This is a genomic window from Streptomyces sp. NPDC052043, from assembly GCF_044548235.1.
Taxonomy (GTDB): Bacteria; Actinomycetota; Actinomycetes; order Streptomycetales; family Streptomycetaceae; genus Streptomyces.
The window spans coordinates 37,233-52,641 of record NZ_JBIUBT010000001.1; the positions used below are offsets into that span (position 1 = coordinate 37,233).

General features: G+C 71.8%; 14 protein-coding genes. 1 reads left to right on the forward strand and 13 read right to left on the reverse strand.

Annotation, left to right across the window (positions count from 1 at the left end):
* Positions 1–65 precede the first annotated feature (65 nt).
* From ACIHCX_RS00175 to ACIHCX_RS00215, 9 genes are all read right to left on the reverse strand, one after another.
* A complete protein-coding gene (locus ACIHCX_RS00175; protein WP_400025108.1) occupies positions 66–1,082 on the reverse strand; it encodes a glutamate ABC transporter substrate-binding protein in 1,017 nt (338 codons plus the stop codon).
* A 35-nt stretch (positions 1,083–1,117) separates the two neighbouring features.
* Entirely contained in the window at positions 1,118–2,566 is a 1,449-nt protein-coding gene (locus tag ACIHCX_RS00180) for a hypothetical protein (protein WP_400025109.1), read from the reverse strand.
* Positions 2,567–2,772: 206 nt separating this feature from the next.
* Positions 2,773–3,744 carry an N-acetylglucosamine kinase gene (locus ACIHCX_RS00185; protein ID WP_400025111.1) on the reverse strand — a complete coding sequence of 324 codons (972 nt, stop codon included), beginning with the start codon at positions 3,742–3,744 and terminating at the stop codon, positions 2,773–2,775.
* Positions 3,735–5,000 (reverse strand): 6-phospho-beta-glucosidase, encoded by a 1,266-nt coding sequence (locus ACIHCX_RS00190; protein ID WP_400025112.1) that lies wholly within the window; start codon positions 4,998–5,000, stop codon positions 3,735–3,737. Before ACIHCX_RS00190 ends, ACIHCX_RS00185 begins: the two co-directional genes overlap by 10 nt.
* A 6-nt stretch (positions 5,001–5,006) precedes the next feature.
* Positions 5,007–5,912 carry a carbohydrate ABC transporter permease gene (locus ACIHCX_RS00195; RefSeq protein WP_400025113.1) on the reverse strand — a complete coding sequence of 302 codons (906 nt, stop codon included), beginning with the start codon at positions 5,910–5,912 and terminating at the stop codon, positions 5,007–5,009.
* Positions 5,913–5,914: 2 nt separating this feature from the next.
* Positions 5,915–6,856, reverse strand: coding sequence for a carbohydrate ABC transporter permease (locus ACIHCX_RS00200; protein WP_400025114.1), 942 nt, complete (start codon positions 6,854–6,856; stop codon positions 5,915–5,917).
* 6 nt (positions 6,857–6,862) lie between these two features.
* Positions 6,863–8,209, reverse strand: a complete 1,347-nt coding sequence (locus ACIHCX_RS00205) for an ABC transporter substrate-binding protein (RefSeq protein WP_400025115.1) — start codon at positions 8,207–8,209, stop codon at positions 6,863–6,865.
* A 69-nt stretch (positions 8,210–8,278) separates the two neighbouring features.
* A complete protein-coding gene (locus ACIHCX_RS00210) occupies positions 8,279–9,529 on the reverse strand; it encodes an ROK family protein (protein ID WP_400025116.1) in 1,251 nt (416 codons plus the stop codon).
* A 243-nt stretch (positions 9,530–9,772) separates the two neighbouring features.
* Positions 9,773–10,867 carry a mechanosensitive ion channel family protein gene (locus tag ACIHCX_RS00215; protein WP_400025118.1) on the reverse strand — a complete coding sequence of 365 codons (1,095 nt, stop codon included), beginning with the start codon at positions 10,865–10,867 and terminating at the stop codon, positions 9,773–9,775.
* A 332-nt stretch (positions 10,868–11,199) separates the two neighbouring features.
* Between ACIHCX_RS00215 and ACIHCX_RS00220 the strand changes: the two genes are divergently transcribed.
* A complete protein-coding gene (locus tag ACIHCX_RS00220; protein ID WP_141360845.1) occupies positions 11,200–11,736 on the forward strand; it encodes an HNH endonuclease in 537 nt (178 codons plus the stop codon).
* A gap of 126 nt (positions 11,737–11,862) precedes the next feature.
* Here ACIHCX_RS00220 and ACIHCX_RS00225 read toward each other — a convergent pair whose 3' ends face one another.
* From ACIHCX_RS00225 to ACIHCX_RS00240, 4 genes are all read right to left on the reverse strand, one after another.
* Complete coding sequence (locus tag ACIHCX_RS00225) at positions 11,863–12,477, reverse strand: hypothetical protein (protein ID WP_400025119.1); 615 nt, start codon at positions 12,475–12,477, stop codon at positions 11,863–11,865.
* A 246-nt stretch (positions 12,478–12,723) separates the two neighbouring features.
* Positions 12,724–14,079 carry an ABC transporter permease gene (locus tag ACIHCX_RS00230; protein ID WP_400025121.1) on the reverse strand — a complete coding sequence of 452 codons (1,356 nt, stop codon included), beginning with the start codon at positions 14,077–14,079 and terminating at the stop codon, positions 12,724–12,726.
* Positions 14,076–14,765 (reverse strand): ABC transporter ATP-binding protein, encoded by a 690-nt coding sequence (locus ACIHCX_RS00235; protein ID WP_400025123.1) that lies wholly within the window; start codon positions 14,763–14,765, stop codon positions 14,076–14,078. The genes ACIHCX_RS00230 and ACIHCX_RS00235 overlap by 4 nt, the downstream gene beginning before the upstream one ends.
* A complete protein-coding gene (locus ACIHCX_RS00240; protein ID WP_400025125.1) occupies positions 14,762–15,304 on the reverse strand; it encodes a PadR family transcriptional regulator in 543 nt (180 codons plus the stop codon). The genes ACIHCX_RS00235 and ACIHCX_RS00240 overlap by 4 nt, the downstream gene beginning before the upstream one ends.
* Positions 15,305–15,409 lie beyond the last annotated feature (105 nt).

Sequence of the window (15,409 nt, forward strand, 5' to 3'; positions counted from 1 at the left end):
CTCGCTGCTGCGTGTCGCCTGTGTCCTGTCGGGTGGTACCGGTCCGTCGCCTGTGCCCCGGCCGGTCACCGGTAGACCGGCGTCGGCGCTGTGGCCGACGGTGAGTCCTTACCCAACGTGGCGGACAACCACCTGCCGTACGACGCCTTCCAGCCCCCGTCCTTGCGGTAGTTCTCCAGTGTCCGGTTGACCTGGCGGACCAGATCGTCCGGACCGAGCTTCATGGCCACACCGTAGAACTCCTTGGTGAAGGAGGCGCCCTTCAGGGCCACCGTGGGGTCCTGCGCGGCCTGGCTGGCGGCGAGCGCGCCGTCGGTCACCACCGCGTCCACCTCGCCGAGTTGGAGCCGCACCAGGCAGTCCAGCTGGTTGGGGACCGTGGTGGTGATGTCGGTTGACGCGGGGAGGCTGCCGTTCTTCGTGTCCGCGGACAGGTGGTCGTAGGCCGTGGAGCCGGTCGCCGAGCAGATCTTCTTCCCGGCGAGGGAGTCGTCGTACCCGGTGATGTCCGAGGTCTTGGGGGCCAGGACCTGCTGGCCGGTCAGGAAGTAGGGGGCGGAGAACGCCACCTGCTTCAGGCGGTCGCAGGTGACGGTCATGGTGCGCACCACCATGTCCACCCGGCCGCTCTGGATCGCGGGTATCCGCTCGTTGGTGGGGATGGCCCTGAACTGGACCTTGTCCGCGTCGCCGAGGATGTCCTCGGCGATGCGGTGCACGAGGTCGATGTCGAAGCCCTCCAGCGCGCCGGAGGCGTTGTTCGGGTTGCGGTAGCCCCAGCCGTAGCTGTTCTGGTCGACGCCGACCGACAGGTAGCCGCGCGAGCGGATGGCCTTCAGCGTGGGGCCGTCGGCGCTCGACGGGGCCGGGCTCAGGTTCTGGGCCTGGCTGTCCTCGCAGTTGTCCGCCTTGGACTGGGTGCCCCGCGCGGCGCGCGGACCGCTCATGGCGGTGCCGCCCGCGCCGTCCGGCTGGGTGCGGGGCAGCAGCAGGACGAACGCCAGCGCCAGGGCGCAGACGGCCGCCATCGCGCCGACACCGCCCCAGCCCTTCAGGCCGGCCCGCAGACGTCGTGCTCGCATCGCCACGCCCCCTCTCACCGCTGCCACGCTCCCTTTCACCGGTACTCCGAAAGCCTGCGCCCTATGCCCACCACCGCGCCGGCCGCGCCGAGCACCGCGAGCACCGCGGAGCCGACGGGCAGGCCCGTCATGGCGGCCCGGCCGTCCTCCGCGGCCTGCTGGAACCTGCCCCTTTCGTGGGTGAGCGCCGAGGCGAGGGAGGCGTCGACGCTGTCGAAGCACTCGCCCGTGGACTCCGCCCGGCCCTTGGCGGTGGTGCCGATGACCAGGTCGCGTGCCGTCTGGTAGTCGCCGGAGTCGTTGGCCTGGCTGGCCTGTTCGTGCCGGGACTTCCAGACCTTCGTCGACTCGCTCGCCGTGCTCACCGGCTTCCTGCCGGCCGGGTCCTCGGCGAGGGCGCCGGCCCGGGCCAGCGTCCGGGTGAGGGCGTCGATCTCCTGGTCGTACGCCCAGTCGTAGGCGTCCATGATCGAGCCGTCCTTCAGCGTCTTGGTCTCCGCGCCGCGGCTGACGAGGGTCAGGTTCTCGTCGCTGCGGGCCTTGAGGGAGGCGATACGGGCGTCGTGCAGCACGTTCAGCGAGCGCACGCCGTGCGTGTAGGAGCCGTTGAGCCCCGCGCGCGCGACGCTGTGGCCGATCACCAGCCACAGCAGGACGACCGTGGTGGCGGCGGTGGCGGCGACCAGGCCGTGGTTCAGCACCCGGTTCGTCCGCCGGTAGTTGCGCCGCTGGGCCCAGGCGAGGGCGGCCAGGGCGACCACGCCGAGGGCGATCGCGGCCCACGGGTACGGTGTCGCGTCCCCGTAGTCGGAGCGCAGCCGCTGGTTCTCCTTCTGGTACAGGTCCTCGGCCGCCGGGAGCATCTCGGTCTGCATGGTGTCATTGGCGGCGCGCAGGTACGCGCCGCCCACCGGGAAGCCCTGGCGGTTGTTGGCGCGGGCGGACTCGACCAGGCCCTTGTAGCGCGGCAGGAGTTCGTTGAGTTTGGTGATGGTCTCCGCGGAGGGGCTGCCGGGGGACGAGTTGGCGGCGGCGGTGACCAGCTTGGCGGCGGCCGTGCGGACGTCGGACTCGTAGCGCTCGCGGGTGGCCGCCGTCTCCTGGAGGCCGGCCAGGTAGCCGCTGGTCGCCATGGTGTTGGCGTCGGCGAGCGAGCGGTAGATGTCCGCGGCGTCGGAGCTGAGCGGCTGGCTGCGGTGCAGGACGTCGTCGGCGGCCGAGGCGCGGTCGGTGGTCTGCAGGGCGGTGACCGCGCCGAAGGCCACGACGAGGAGCGCGAGGACGGCGCCGATGATGCGGAGGCGGCCGGGCTCCGTGGTGGCGGCGCCGCGCAGGCGCTCGGCACCCTCGGCGAAGGCGGTGCGGCGCGGCGGCGCGGCGGGCCGGGTGGCGGGAGCGGGCGCCGCGGGCTGCGGCGGCACCGCCGGCAGCGTGGGCAGGCCCGGGCCCGCCGATGCCGAACTGCTCGTCGGCGGTTGTGTCACTGTTGACCTCCCCCGTGGTCATCCGTCGCCGCAAGTATCGCTGCCGGGACCGCCATCCGCACACGCCTTCACTGGATCTCGCCCGGCCGCGGCGCGCTCGCCCGTACCACCCCTTGCCCATGAATACGCCGGGGGAACCAGTTCGGTTCCCCCCGCGCCCGCCCGCGCTTCCCTCGTGCCTCCACCCCGCACGGGCGCGCCGCCGCTCACCGCTCGAAGTGGGCCCGCACCCTTTCCCGGGCCGCCGCCGGGGCTCCCACGTGGTCCAGGCCCAGGAGGGCCGCGCCCAGGACCGGACGGGCCGTGACGACCCGTGGGACCGCCTTGGGCGCGCGGGCGGCGAGGAGGGCGCGGACGGCGTCGTCGAGCCGGGGGTGGCGGGCGGCGAGGACACTGCCGCCGAGGAGGACCGGGGTCTCCTCGTCGAGCAGCCCGAGGCGGGTCAGGGCGACCGTGGCCATGACCACCACCTCCTCGGCCTGGCGATCGACGATCGTGCGGGCGACCGGATCGCCCTCGTCGGCCGTGGCGAACAGGACCGGGGCCAGTTCGTGGCGGCGGTGGTGGTCGACCTGTCCCAGGTGCAGCGACTCGATGAGGGCGTACACGGAGTCGAGGCCGAAGTGGGCGGGGAGGCTGCGGGACAGGGCCGTGGGCGCTCCGCGGCCGTCCTCCGCGCGGGCCGCGTACCACAGGGCCTCCTCCGCCAGGCCCCAGCCGCCGCCCCAGTCGCCGGAGACGCGGCCGAGGGCGGGGAAGCGGGCGGTGCGGCCGTCCGGGAGCATGCCGACGCAGTTGATGCCCGCGCCGCAGACGACCGCGACACCGCGCGGTTCGGACACGCCCGCGCGCAGGATCGCGAACGTGTCGTTGCGGACCTCCACGGTCGTGCCCCACGCGCGCGCGTGCAGGGCGGACGCCAACTGCTCCTCCTCCACGGGCAGATCGGCGTTGGCCAGGCATGCCGCGACATGGTCCGCGGCGGTGACGCCGGCCTGCGCGTACGCCCGCCGGACCGTTTCCTCCAGGGCGTCCACCGCGGTCCCGACGCCCACGGACGGCGGCCGGAACCCGCCGCCGCGGGCCGTGGCGAGGACGTGTCCGTCGGCCGCCACGACCGCGACGTCGGTCTTGCTGTTGCCCGCGTCGATCGCGAGGACGCTTGCGGTCAGGCCCACGCGAGGTACTCCCGGTTGTGCGCGACCAGTTGGTCGGTGAGGGTCTCGGCGTAGGCGTACTGGCCGATCAGGGGATGCGAGAGGAGGGCGCGGAAGACCCGGTCCCGGCCGCCGCGCAGGGCCGCCTCCAGAGCCAGGTCCTCGTACGCGGTGACGTCCGCCATCAGACCCGCGTACAGCGGGTCGACGGGGGAGACCGGGAGGGGGACCGGGCCCTTGGTGCCCACCGCCGCCTGCACCTCGATCACCGCGTCGTCCGGCAGGAAGGGCAGGGTGCCCCTGTTGTACGCGTTCACCACCTGGTACGGGTTGCCCCCTCCGCCCAGCAGGGCCGCCGCCAGGTCCACCGCGGCCTCCGAGTAGTAGGCGCCGCCCCGCGAGGCCAGCAGGGCCGGCTTCTCCACCAGGGTGGGGTCGCCGTACATCGTCAGCAGCTCGCGCTCCATCGCGGCCACTTCGGCCGCCCGGGACGGCTTGGTGCGCAGTTCCTCCACGACCTCGTCGTGCGCGTAGTAGTAGCGCAGGTAGTAGGAGGGCACCACGCCCAGACGGTCCAGGAGCGGGCGGGGCAGGCGCAGGCCGTCGGCGATCGGCCCGCCGTGCTCGGCCAGGAGCCGGGGGAGCACGTCCTCGCCCTCCGGGCCGCCCAGGCGCACCCCCGTCTCCCAGGTGAGGTGGTTCAGGCCCACGTGGTCCAGGTGGACGTCGGCGGGCGCGAGGTCGAGCATCGCCGCGAACTTGCGCTGGAGGCCGATCGCCACGTTGCACAGGCCGACCGCGCGGTGGCCGGCCTGGAGCAGGGCACGGGTGACGATGCCGACCGGGTTGGTGAAGTCGATGATCCAGGCGTTCGGGTTGGCGCGGCGGACCCGGTCGGCGATGTCCAGCACCACCGGGACCGTGCGCAGCGCCTTGGCCAGACCGCCCGCGCCGGTGGTCTCCTGGCCGACGCAGCCGCACTCCAGGGGCCAGGTCTCGTCCTGCTGCCGGGCCGCCTGGCCGCCGACGCGCAGCTGGAGCAGCACCGCGTCGGCGCCGTCGATGCCCGCGTCCAGGTCGGAGGTGGTGACGACACGGCCCGGGTGGCCCTGGTGGGCGAAGATGCGGCGGGCCAGTCCGCCCACCAGCTCCAGCCGGTCCGCCGCCGGGTCCACCAGCACGAGTTCCTCGACGGGCAGGGTGTCCCTCAGCCGTGCGAAACCGTCGACGAGTTCGGGTGTGTAGGTCGAGCCGCCGCCGACCACGGTGAGTTTCATAGCTGTCTAACCCTTCACTCCGGTGAGCGTGACACCCTCGACGAACGCCTTCTGGGCGAAGAAGAACACGAGGATCACTGGGGCCATGACCAGAACGGTCGCGGCCATGGTGAGGTTCCAGTCGGTGTGGTGGGCGCCCTTGAAGGACTCGAGGCCGTAGGACAGGGTCCAGGCGCCCGGGTTCTCCGAGGCGTAGATCTGCGGTCCGAAGTAGTCGTTCCAGGCGTAGAAGAACTGGAAGAGGGCGACGGCCGCGATGCCCGGCCTGGCCATGGGGACGACGACCTTCAGCAGGGTGCGCAGGTCGCCGCAGCCGTCCACCCGCGCCGCGTCCAGGTACTCGTTCGGGATGGTCAGCAGGAACTGCCGCAGCAGGAAGATGGAGAACGCGTCACCGAACGCCATGGGGATGATCAGTGGCCACAGCGTGCCGGACAGGTCCAGCTGCTTGGCCCAGAACAGGTACATCGGGATGATGATCACCTGCGGGGGCAGCATCATCATCAAGATCACCAGCATGAGGGACAGATTGCGGCCCCGGAAGCGGAACTTGGCCAGCGCGTACGCCACGGGCAGCGAGGACGCCACGGTCAGGACGGTGCCCAGACCGGCGTAGAGCAGCGTGTTCCGCCACCAGGTGAGGAAGCCCGGGGTGGCGAAGACCTTCTGGTAGTTGCCCCATTCCCAGGTGTGCGGGATCAGGTCGCGGCTGAGCGCCTGGCTGTCGCTCATCAACGAGGTCAGGAAGACGAAGACGAAGGGGAGGGTGAAGAAGAGGGCCGCCGCCACGCCGAGCGCGTGGACCGCGATCCACTCCAGCACCGCCCTGCGGCGGGCCGTGCGTTCGGCGGGGGAGACCGGCCCCCGCCGTCGGGTCCCCGGCTCCACCGGCGTGTCCAGTACGTGAGTCATCGTCAGTCACCTGCCTGGATCAGACCGCCCCGGCGCCGCATCAGGAACGCGGTGAACACCATCGACAGGACGAACAGCACCAGCGCCACCACACAGGCCGAGCCGTATTCGAAGCGCTGGAAGCCGAGGTTGTACACGAGTTGGGGGAGGGTGAGCGTGGACCTGTCCGGGTAGCCGGGCTCGAACTGGGTGCCCGAGCCCTGGATCACGCCCGAGGCGACCTTCCCGGCGATCAGCGGCTCGGTGTAGTACTGCATCGTCTGGATCACCCCGGTGACCACCGCGAACATCACGATCGGAGAGATGTTCGGCAGCGTGACGTACCGGAACCGCTGCCAGGGCGAGGCGCCGTCCAGCTCCGCGGCCTCGTACTGCTCCGTGGGGACGTCGAGCAGCGCGGCCATGAAGATCACCATCAGGTCGCCGATGCCCCACAGGGCGAGCATCGTCAGGGCCGGCTTGGACCAGGCGGGGTCGTTGAACCAGCCGGGGGCGGAGATCCCGGCCTTCTCCAGGAGGGAGTTGACCGGGCCCGTCCCGGGGTTGAGGAGGAAGGCGAAGGCCATGGTCGCCGCCACCGGCGGGGCCAGGTAGGGCAGGTAGAACAGGGTGCGGAAGACCCCCGTGCCCGTCTTGATCCTGGTGATCAGCAGGCCCACGCCGAGCCCGAAGACGACCCGCAGGCTGACCATCACCAGCACCAGCCACAGCGTGTTGCGCAGGGCCGGCCAGAACAGGGGGTAGTTCTCGAAGACGTACGTCCAGTTCCGCGTGCCCCGCCACGTGGGCGGCTGGAAGCCGTCGTAGTGCATGAACGAGAAGTAGACGGTGGAGATCAGCGGGTACGCGAAGAAGACCGCGAAGCCGATCAGCCACGGCGACATGAAGGCGAGGGTCCGCAGCGCCGAACGGCGGCGCCTGGACGCCAGGGTGACGGTGGCCATGCGCGCCTACTTCGCCTGCGCGATGTCCGTGTCGATCTGCTGGGCCGTCCTGGTCAGGCCCGCCTTGAGATCCTTCGCCTTGCCGCTCTCGTAGTCGTAGCCGAACTGCTGGATCGTCACCAGGTACTGGCCGCCGTTGACCGACGCGGGCGTGGTGGTCGAGTGCGGGTCGGCGGCGATGTCCAGGAACGTCCTGAAGCGCGGGTCGTACTTCAGCTTCGGGGACTTCAGCGCGTCCAGCGTGGAGGGCACGTTGTGGATGTCGTTGGCGAAGCCGACCACCGCGTCGGTGTCCGTGGCGATGTACTTCACCAGTTCCCAGGCCGCGTTCTGCTTCTTGCTGGTGGCGGCGACACCGGCGATGGTGCCGGTGAGGTAGCCCTTGCCGTACTGGTCGGCCCGGTCGTCGGGGACGGGCAGCGGGGCGACGCCGATCTCGAACGCCGGCTTGGCCTCCTCGGCCATGCCCAGTCGCCACTCGCCGTCGAGCTGCATGGCCACCTGGCCGGTGTGGAAGGGGTGCTTGGGGCCCCACTCGTCGCCGAGCGTGGCGCGGTACCTCTCCAGCTTCTGGAAGCCGCCGAGCTCGTCGACGAGCCGCTTCTGAAGGGTGAAGCCCTCGTCGAACGCGGGGTCCTTGGCGAGGTTCGACCTGCCGCTGGAGTCGAAGTACGTCGGCGAGAACTGCGCGAAGTAGTGCTCGGTCTGCGTCTCCCAGCCGTGGTAGTTCGGCATGAAGCCCAGTTGCTGGTAGCCGTCGCCCCGGGTGATCGTCAGCTTCTTGGCGTCGGCCTCGAACTCGGACCAGGTCTTCGGGGGAGCCTTGATGCCCGCCTTGGCGAAGGCGTCCTTGTTGTAGTAGAGGCCGTACGCGTCGCCCAGCAGCGGCGCCGTGCAGCGGTTGCCGTCGAACTGGGTGTACTCGTTCATCGCCTTCGGGAACGTCTTCTCCGGGTCGATGCCCGCCTTCTTGAAGAACGGGTTCAGGTCGATCAGTGCGCCGGAGGAGCAGAACTTTCCGACGTTGTTGGTGGTGAAGGAGGAGATCACGTCGGGCGCCTTGTCGCCGCCGGTGCGCAGCGCCTGGTTGATCTTGTCGTCGGTCACGTTGCCGACGACGTTCACGTGGATGTTGGGGTGCGCCTTCTCGAAGCCGGCGACCAGCGACGTGACGGCCTTGACCTCGCTCGGGTCGCTCCAGCCGTGCCAGAAGTTGATGGTCGTCTCCTTGGACGCGTCGTCGTTCGCGCCGGAGCCCGAGCTGTCGGGCTGACCTGTACAGGCGGTGGCGAGCAGGGCCATGGCGGCGGAGGCAGCGAGGGCGAGGGCCGCTTTCCGGGACACTTCGGGCATGGCTGGATCTCCCTGGGACGGGCGGGCGGTGAGGGAAGGGGCGGAGCGGGTGCGGTAGCCGTACGGCGGTCAGCGGGAGGTGTCGAAGACCTCGTCGCGGGTGGTCGCGAGTGCGCTCTCCAACGCGCCGCGCAGTACGGGGTGTTCACGGACGTCGCCGACCACCAGGCGAGGCCGGGAGGCGGCCAGCTCCTCCAGTTCGGCCTGGACCAGGGCGCGCAGCACCTCGCCGCCGGCGGTGAGCGAGGCGCCGCTGAGGACGACGAGTTCGGGGTCGAGGACGGAGACGAGGGAGGCGAGACCGGTCGCGAGCCGGGTCGCGTACGTCGTCAGGAGCGTGCGGTGGGGGCCGGTGGCGTGGTCGGCGGCCCGGGCGACCAGGGTGGCGGCGGCCTCGGGGTAGGGACCGGCGGGCACGTCCTCGATGCCGAGTTCGCGGGCGAGCCGGGGGACGGCCTGCGAGCCGGCCAGTTCCTGGTAGCCGCCGCTGTTGGCCCTGGTCACCTGGCGGACCAGCGGGGTGCCCGGCACCGGCAGGAAACCGACCTCGCCGGCGCCGCCGGTCCAGCCGCGGTGCAGCCGGCCGCCGAGCACCAGGGCGGCGCCGAGGCCCTCCTGGTTCCACAGCAGCACGAAGTCCCGGTGGCCGCGGGCCGCGCCGAGCCGCTGCTCGGCCATGGCGACGAGGTTGACGTCGTTCTCGTACTCCACCGGCATCGGCAGGGCGGCGGCGAGTTCGTCAAGCAGGGTGGGGGAGTGCCAGCCGGGCAGGTGGGAGGCGTAGCGCAGCCGGCCGGTGCCGGGGTCGAAGGCGCCGGGGGTGCCGATGACCAGCCGGTGCACGTCGCCGCGGCCCAGCCCGGCCGCCTTCACCGCGCCGTCGAGGGCGTCGGTGACCTGCCGTACGACGGGCGACGGGGGTCCCCCCTGCTCGAGTAGGCCCGAGGGGCCGGGGGAGGAACGCCGAACCGGGGTCGGCAACTCGTACTCGCCGACGGTACGGCCGGTGATGTCGGCGACGGCGGCCCGGATGCGGACGGGGTTGACGTCCAGCCCCGCGGCGTGGGCGGCGGCCGGATTGACCGCGTACAGCTGGGCGTTGGGGCCCGGGCGTCCCTCGCTGGTCCCCGTGGCGAGGACCAGCCCGGCGGCCTCCAGGCGGGCAAGCAGCTGGGAGGCGGTCGGCTTGGACAGGCCGGTCAGCTTGCCGATCCGGGTGCGCGACAGCGGCCCGTGCTCCAGCAGGAGGTCCAGGGCGGCGCGGTCGTTCATGGCGCGCAGGAGACGTGGCGTGCCCGGTGTGCCGGCGGTTCCTGGCATGCGTGTCGTCACCTGCCCTCCCCTGAAGACCACTGTTAGGAAAGTTTCCTGTTCGGGTGGCAGGAAGGTATGCCCGGGGCGAAGCGGCCGTCAAGAGAGGCGGAGCGGTCGTGTGAAAGAACAGACGGAGCGTGCGGGGCGCGTCGCACGGTGGAATCCGCGCCCCTTCGCTCGAACGAGCGTGCTGAACCGTTCCGCCCGTCTGCTCGCAGGCTTCCTGGCCTCCTCGCAGGGCCCCTGGCCCTACTTCGACAGCGTCGGCGGGGGGATCGGCGAGGCCGCGAGGGACTGCGGCGAGGTGGCGCTGGCGAACGCCGAGGGGGCCGACATGCTCGCCGTCGGGTCGACTGCCGGGGCCCCGTCCTCCGGGGCCGTCGCGTCGCCCACGATGCGGATGTCGGCCGCGTCGAAGGCCTGCTTGACGCGCCAGCGCAGCTCCCGTTCGACGGTCACCGACTTGCCCGGCATGGTCTTGGCCGTGACGTGGACGACCATGGAGTCGATCAGCACGCTGTCCAGGCCGAGCACCTCGATCGGGCTCCACAGGAGCTCGTTCCAGGGCTCCTCCTTGCTCATCCGCTCGGCGACCTCGTCGAGGGTGGCCTTCACCTTGTCCAGGTCCTCGTCCGCCTTGACGGTGACGTCGACGCCGGCCGTCGCCCAGCCCTGGGAGAGGTTGCCGATGCGCTTGACCTCGCCGTTGCGGACGTACCAGATCTCACCGTTCGCGCCGCGCAGCTTGGTCACGCGCAGGCCGACCTCGATCACCTCGCCGACGGCGATGCCCGCGTCGATGGAGTCGCCGACGCCGTACTGGTCCTCCAGGATCATGAACACGCCGGAGAGGAAGTCGGTGACCAGGTTGCGGGCGCCGAAGCCGATCGCCACACCGGCCACACCGGCCGAGGCCAGCAGGGGGGCCAGGTTGATCTCGAAGGTGGACAGCACCATCAGCGCCGCGGTGCCCAGGATCAGGAAGCTCGTCACCGACCGCAGCACCGACCCGATCGCCTGCGAGCGCTGCCGGCGGCGCTCGGCGTTGACCAGCAGTCCGCCCAGCGCGGTGCCGTCCACGGCCTGGGCGGTGCGGGCCATGCGGTCGATGACCTTGGTGATCGCCCGCCGGACCAGTACGCGCAGCACCGTCGCGATCAGCAGGATCAGCAGGATCTTCAGGCCGATGGCGAGCCAGGTGGACCAGTTCTGTTCGACCCAGCTGGCCGCGTTCGTCGCGCTCTCGTGGGCGTCCTGGAGCGTGGGGACCGTCAGGGCCGGCGACTCGGAGGGCGACGGCGACGGCGACGGACCGACGGCCAGTGGGACGGCGGACAGGGACACAGCGGGTACCTCCAGGTGCATCCGCCCTCCGGCACGGGTCAGTGTCGACGGGGTCACGAGGAGATCACCGGACGGGCAGAACCACCACACTAACGGGGCAGGGTGTGTGGGTTCCCGTGAAGTTCCGGGAAGGACGCGCGGGGGGACGGTGACCACCGGTCTCTGAACAGGCTGTGTGAAGGGGCCGGGGTTCGGGGGATGAATGGGGTGTGGTCGAAAACACTCCCAGCCCGTTACCGGGACATGGTGGCGCGTTCACCAGGCATGAGGGGAAACTGACTGCAGGCAGCCCCGGCGCGAGCCACGCGCCGCCGGCGTACAAGGAGGCATCCGTGCCGCATGTCCTGGTTCTCAACGCGTCGTACGAGCCGCTCGGCGTCGTACCGCTCCGCCGCGCGCTCGTCCTCGTCCTCGAGAACAAGGCAGTCTGCCTCGAGGAGTCCGGCGCCTATCTGCACAGCGCAACCGTCACCGTCCCCGCACCCAGCGTGGTCCGGCTCAAGCGTTTCGTGCGGGTTCCCTACCGGGGGCCCGTTCCTCTGACCCGAAGGGCGCTGTTCGCGCGCGACGGGGGCCGGTGCATGTACTGCGGTGGCATCGCCACCAGCGTCGACCACGTCATCCCGCGCTCACGCGGTGGCAAGCACGTCTGGGACAACGTGGTGGCCTCCTGCCGCCGCTGCAACCATGTCAAGGCCGACCGCCACCTGGTCGAGCTCGGCTGGCGCCTGCGCCACAAGCCGGCCCCGCCCACGGGCCTGGCCTGGCGCATCATCGGCACCGGGCATAGGGACCCGCGCTGGCTGCCCTACCTGCAGCCGTACGGCGCGGACGACGCCCTGGCCCGGATCGACGGCATCTCCGCCTGACGATTCCGGGCCTTCGCATTGGCCGACGGGTGTGACGCCCGGCCTGCGTCCTGTACGTGTACGCAGGCCGGGCGTCACACCCGGCCTCGGCCTGGGCCTCTGCCTGGGCGGGGGCTGGTGTTGTCGTTACGGCTTCGATCGCCGTGGGGGGCCGTACTTGCGGAGCTTTCTCGCGTCCATCTCCCGGCCTGAGCGGCGTCGCGTTCCTGCGTAGAACAGGGCCGCGGCGGTGGCGGTGAACAAGGCGCCGGTGGTTCCGAGGCTGACGGTGTCGGAACCGCGGTCGTCCTTGGCCTCGGCCCACGGCCTGAAGATGCCGAGCGGGTCCTTGTACAGGATGATGTGCTGCCCTGGCTTGAACTGGCCATGGCAGTTCTGCTGTTCGGTCAGGTCCTGGACCTTGCCCGTGGTGTCCACGATGCGGCAGACGTCGCGTTCGCTGTTCCTCCCGGCGTTCCGGTACGTCGCGGTGTCGGTGACCAGGACGTCGGCCTTCTCGCCGTACTGCTTGACGTATGTCTCGAACAGGGTGGGCCCCGCGAAGAGACCGAGCGCGAACGTGGTGACGGCTGCGAGGGTCGCGGCCCCCGCGCGGTTCCAGGCGGCTCCGGCCACGATGGGCGCGGTGAACCCCGCGATGACCACGACGGCGATTCCGAACCACTGCCAGGGAAGCTGAGCGAGGACCGCCCCCACCACGGCTGCCAGCGGGATCGCCAACGCCCACAGGAGCGAGGTCAACGCGCGTGGTGCGGCGGGGCTCGGGGCCGCGGCTTCCTGTGTGGCCTCGGCTATGCCTGCTGTCCCTGACGTTCCCACGCTGATTCCCCTGTTGCGGCCGGCGGTTGTGCCGGGCCAGCTTATGAGAGCTCAACCAGGGGTTGAGGAACATCGACGGGCTGAGGACCCCCGAACGGTGGGTTCGTGCAGCCTGAGACGGCTGGTCCGGTCCCGGGGGTCCCCTGTGCCCCCGGGACCGGCGGACGTTCACGCGTACCGCAGCTCCGCCGGGCGGACCGAGCGGCGGAGCAGGGGCAGGGAGGCGGCCGTGGCCAGCAGGCAGGTGGCGTACACGGCGGCCGGGACCAGGAGCGCCGTGTACGGCACGGTTCCGGTGGTGAGGAGGCCGTACCAGAGGCCGATCGCCAGGCCGCCCGTGCCGGCCACGAGGACGGCCGGGGCCAGGGGCAGGGCGGTCTCCAGCAGGAGGGCTCGGGCGAGCACCCGCCGGGGCACTCCGGCGGCCGCCTGCGCGGCCAGCGCGCGGCGGCGGGTGGCGACGGACTCGGCGGTGCCGACGGCGAGCGCCGTGAGGACGATCACCAGGGCGAGGGCGATGGCCGCGGCGGTGAGGTTCAGCCCGGTCGTGTAGAACGACATGTCCGTCCCGAGCGTGTGCTTTCGGCGCATCTCCTCCAACGTGGCGAGCAGGGCCTGCCGTACGCCCGTGAACCCGGTCCCGACGACCGTCACCAGCAGCACCGCCGCATGCGTACGGGCCGCCGCCCACGGGTCGTCCCGCAGCCGTTCCGCCGCGATCAGCACCGCCGGGGAGCCGGTCCGGGCCGCGAGCAGCCGGCCGGTCAGCCGGGACAGGGCGCCCGTGAGCCACACCGCGCCCGCTCCGACGGCGAGGACCGCCGCCAGGACGATGACCGGGCCCCTCGCCAGGCCCGTGTTCCGGGAGTCGGCGGACGTACCGGCCACCGCCCCCAGCGCCACCACGCCCACGACCAGCAGCCCGCCCACGAACAGCAGCGCCGGACCACGCCCCGAGCGCGTAGGGCTCCGCCGCACCCACCCCAGCGGCGAGGCCACCACGTGGCGCAGCGCCAGCACCCCGGCCGCCACGCCCAGCACCGGTACCACGACCGCGACCAGCGCCATCCCGGCCCCGGCCGACGCGGTCGGCCGCTCCCACACGGCCACCAGCACCGCCCCCGCACCGGCCGTGGCGAGCGCCGAGCCCAGCAGGCAGGCGAGCCCGGTCTCCAGCGCCGCGATCCGCCGCACCCGGCCCGGCTCCGCGCCCGCCAGCCGCAGCACGGCCGTTCGCCGGTCGCGGTGGACCGCGCCGATCCGGGCGCACTGCCCGAGGAAGCCGAGCACGGGCACCAGCAGGAGCAGCAGCGTGACGATCACGCCGGAGCGCTCGCCGGGCTGGTCGAGCAGGCCGTTGCCGACGGAGAAGCGGTACTGCCCGCGTACCGTGGCCAGGACGGCGGCCGCCAGTCCCAGCCCCGTCGCGCACATCGCCCCCACCGCCGTGAGCGCGATCCGCCACCACTCCCGCCGGTCCGAACCCCGCACGAGCAGCCAGGCCAGCCGCAGATCGGTCCTCATACGAGCACCTCCGACGCGACCGTCACGCCGTCCTGGAGCCGCACCTCGCGGTCGGCGTACGCCGCCGTCTGGGCGTCGTGCGTGATCAGCAGCACCGCCGCACCCGCCTCCCGGGCGGCTCCCACCAGGGCCGTCATCACCTGTTCGCTCGCCAGGGAGTCCAGCGCCCCCGTCGGCTCGTCCGCGAACACCACCCTCGGGCCGGTCACCAACGCCCTGGCCAGGGCCACGCGTTGTGCCTGGCCCCCGCTCAACTCCCCGGGGCGAGCGGCTTCCTGCTCCCGCACCCCGAACCGCTCCAGCCATACCCCCGCCTGCTCCCGGGCCGCCCCCCGCGCGGCTCCGGCCAGCATCAACGGCAGTGCGACGTTGTCCACCACGGTCAGCTCGGGGATCAGCTGCCCGAACTGGAACACCACCCCGAAGTCGGTGCGGCGCAGCTCGCTCAGGCGCCGCTCCGCCATCCTGTCGACGCGTTCCCCGCGGTACGTCACCGAGCCGTCGTCCGGCCGGACGATGCCCGCCAGGCAGTGCAGCAGCGTGGACTTCCCACTGCCGCTCGCGCCGGTCACGGCGACGATCTCGCCCTCGCACAGCTCCAGGCACGCCCCGCGCAGCGCCGGGGTCCTGCCATGGGACTTGACGAGGTCTCGGGCCACCACAAGGGGCGCCGGAGGGTTGCTCATGCTCGGTCGACCTCCACGGTCAGAGCGGTCAGGGTGGTGAGCCGGGCCTGCGTGGTGGTCATCCAGCGCAGGTCGGCGTCGAGGTGGTTGAGGGCGTAGTCCGCCGAGAGCACGGTCGCCAGATCGGCGCCCGGGGCGGTCTTGACCGCCGTCAGCTCCCGCATCCGCTCCATGTGCGCGGCGCGTTGCGCGAGCAGGTGGGCGCCGGGGTCACCGCCGGTGAGGATCGCCACGACGACCTTCGCGAAGATCTCGTTCGCCACGAACGGTGCGGGCGGCGTGACCTGCCCGGCCCAGACGCCCACCTCCCGGGAGCCCTCGGCCGTGAGGCGGTACAGCGTGCGTTCCGGGCCGCCGTCGGAGTCGGTGCCCTCCACCTGGGCCAGTTCGTCGCGGACCAGCCGCTGCAAGGTCGTGTAGACCTGCCCGTAGGCCAGCGGGCGGGCCTGCGGGAAGTGTTCGTCGTGGCGTCGCTTCAGGTCGTAGCCATGGCTCGGCCCTCCGGCGAGCAGGCCCAGCAGGATGTGACGGGTGCTCATGTGGCTCAGTATGTACTACGTACATGTACTGAGTGAATAGTGATCGGCGAGAAACTCCGCAGGGTGCGATCGCGCGCGGTACGGCGGGCTCGGTTACCGGTTCGG